General features: G+C 67.3%; 3 protein-coding genes. 2 read left to right on the top strand and 1 reads right to left on the bottom strand.

The features are described from left to right. The coding region (locus RTO53_RS10255) for an ATP-binding protein (protein WP_312237692.1) at nucleotides 1–1,913 on the top strand (1,913 nt) is incomplete at its 5' end. A gap of 131 nt (nucleotides 1,914–2,044) precedes the next feature. Further along, the gene (locus RTO53_RS10250) at nucleotides 2,045–2,335 is read left to right on the top strand and encodes a DUF3247 family protein (RefSeq protein WP_312237691.1); all 291 of its coding nucleotides are present in this window, start codon (nucleotides 2,045–2,047) and stop codon (nucleotides 2,333–2,335) included. A 57-nt stretch (nucleotides 2,336–2,392) separates the two neighbouring features. Here RTO53_RS10250 and RTO53_RS10245 read toward each other — a convergent pair whose 3' ends face one another. Further along, a complete protein-coding gene (locus RTO53_RS10245; RefSeq protein ID WP_256775156.1) occupies nucleotides 2,393–2,656 on the bottom strand; it encodes a hypothetical protein in 264 nt (87 codons plus the stop codon). Nucleotides 2,657–2,839: the final 183 nt, after the last annotated feature.

Here is a 2,839-nt window from a genome sequence, read left to right as displayed (position 1 = left end):
CCGGCTTCTGCGTGATCGAGGTGCTGTTTGAGGACAAGATCGCGGTCGATTACCGGTTTTTGGAGTTCAACGAGGCATTCGAGCGCAATACAGGGCTGATCGGGGTACTCGGCCAACGCGTCACCGAGGTGGTGCCGGGGCACGAAACCGAATGGTTCGAGGTCTATGGCCAGGTGGCCGCGACAGGCCAGCCGCGGCAGTTCGAGCAGGAGGCACGCGCGCTTGGGCGCTGGTATTCGGTCGAAGCGGTGCGCGTGGGTGCCCCGGGCGACAACCAGGTCGCCGTCGTGTTCTTCGACATCACCAACCGCAAGCAGATCGAGGTGGAACTGGCCGAGAGCGAGGCGCGTTTCAGTGCGCTGGCCGACGGACTGCCCATGCCGGTGTGGGTACTGGACGAGGTGGGCCATGCCCGGTTCGTCAACAGCGCGTTCACCGAGTTCTTCGGTGGCGACGAGCGCGTGCCCGAAGCGGTCTGGCAGGGCCTGGTGCATCCCGACGATGCGTCGGTGTTCGACTACGAACTGCAGGAAGCGCTGAAAGCGCAGCGCTCGATGCACGCACTGGTGCGCGGTCGCCGCGCCGATGGGCAGTGGCGCTGGCTGGAGATGAACGCGCGTCCGCGCTTCTCGCGGATGGGCCGCTTCATCGGCCTGGCCGGCAGCAGCCCGGATGTGACCGAGCGGCGCGAGATCGAGATGGCACGCGAGGAGCTGCTGCAGTCCGAGCGCGCCGCACGCAGTGCCGCCGAGAACATGGCGCGGTTGAAGGACGAGTTCCTGGCCACGCTGTCGCATGAACTGCGTACCCCGCTGACCACCATCCTGGGCTGGAGCGAACTCCTGCTGCAGCGGGTGGACAACACCAGCCCGCTGTTCAAGGGCCTGGGCGTCATCGCCAACAGCGCGATGGCGCAGAAGCGTCTTATCTCCGACATGCTCGACCTCAGCAGCATGCTGCTGGGCAAGGTGCAGCTGGAAGTGGAAGTGCTCGATCTGCGTACCCAGCTGACCGAAGCGATGGGTGCCCAGGAGCTGGTCGCCGAAGGCAAGGCGCTGCAGATGGGCCTGGTACTGCCCGACGGCCCGGCGCTGGTGCTCGGCGACGCCACGCGGCTGCAGCAGGTGCTGTGGAACCTGCTCTCCAATGCGATCAAGTTCACTCCGGCCGAAGGCACCGTCACGGTGACCCTGCGCGCGGATGGCGGCCACTGGTCGATCAGCGTGGCCGACTCCGGGGACGGCATCGCCCCGGAATTTCTGCGCCACCTGTTCAGCCGCTTCCGCCAGGCCGATGGCACCACCACCCGGCGCCACGGTGGGCTCGGACTGGGGCTGGCAATTGCCCAGCAGCTGGTCGAACTGCACGGCGGCGCGGTGTCGGCGACCAGCGATGGGCATGGCCACGGCGCCACCTTCACCGTGCGCCTGCCGCAGTACCAGCCACAGGCCGATGGTCGCCCGCTGCGCGAGGTGTTCAGCGGCCCGATCGGCGAACAGATCATCGAACCGTACCCGCTCAAGGGCCTGCGCCTGCTGGCGGTGGAAGACCAGCCCGAGGTGCTCGAATACCTGCGCCGGGTGCTGGAGGAGCAGGGCGCGGAAGTCACCGCGGCGGCCTCGGCCGGTGAAGCGCTGGCACTGCTGGACGAGGGTGGCCACACCGCCATCGACGTCCTGCTGACCGACATCGGCATGCCCGGCATGGACGGTTACGGCCTGGTGCGCACCCTGCGCGAAGATATCGGCGTGGAAGCGGACGCCCTGCCCGCCGTGGCGGTGACCGCGCTGGCGCGCGCCGATGACCGCAAGCGCGCGCTGGCCTCGGGTTTCCAGGAGCACGTGGCCAAGCCCTATTCGGTCGCCCAGCTGGTCTCGGCGGTGCGCAGCGTGCTCGGCACCCCGCGACGCTGATCCGTAGAGCCGACCGTTGGTCGGTTGCCCTTACGGGATCGGCTTGCCCCAAAGACCCGGAACCAACGCGCCTTGCCGACCCGTTGACGTCGGCTTGCCCACAATCGACGGGGTAAGCCACAGGAGTCCACATGTCCCGTTACGCCCCCACCATCCACACCGATCCGGCGCGGATCGCCGCCCTTGAAGCGCTGTTGCCGCAGCTGCACGGTCAGACCCGTGTCGAAGTGACCCTCGACGATGGCAGCCGCCTGCTGGGCACGGTCGCGGTGCAGCCGACCCTGCAGCAGTATCGCGACGCCGACGAGAAAGAGGGCAGCAACGGCCAGCTCCGCCTGGATGACCTGGATACCCCGGTGCAGCAGCATCTGGTCTGGCTGGACCGGATTACGGCGATCCGACAGCTGCCGCCGGTGGAATGACGGGAACCCCCTGTCTGGGCTGATCCGGCGCGGAGACGCCGGATCACACTGCGCCGATCAGTGCTGGAAGACCTCCGGCTCTGCCTCGAAACGGCGCGCGTAAGCGCGTTCGTCGGCTACCCGCGCCACCTCGTCATCGGCCATGTCCGGCGCGCCGTAGACCGCATAGGCCACGCTGCCGTCCGCCTGCTTGCCCACCTGGTGCAGGCGGTAGCGTGAATGCCCGCCGCCGCTGTCCTGCGGGTAATGCACTGGAGGCTGCGCGCCCTCCATGTCCATCTCGCTGTTGTCGACTACGCCACCGACAAACAATGCACGCATGAGCCATCTCCATCGCAAGTGAGCCTCCACCCTGACGGTTGGGATGTTGGCAGGGGATCAACGCAGCGTTGAATAAACGCAAATCGGCCCGGGTCGGGGGACGATCCGGGCGAACCGGTAGAATGACCGTCTCTTTTCAAGATGTGCCCCCCGATGGCTGCCCAGCACGACGCTCCCCTGGAA

The sequence above is a fragment of the Stenotrophomonas sp. genome (genome assembly GCF_031995405.1).
Lineage (GTDB): Bacteria > Pseudomonadota > Gammaproteobacteria > Xanthomonadales > Xanthomonadaceae > Stenotrophomonas.
This window is presented reverse-complemented; position numbering and strand designations above follow the sequence as displayed.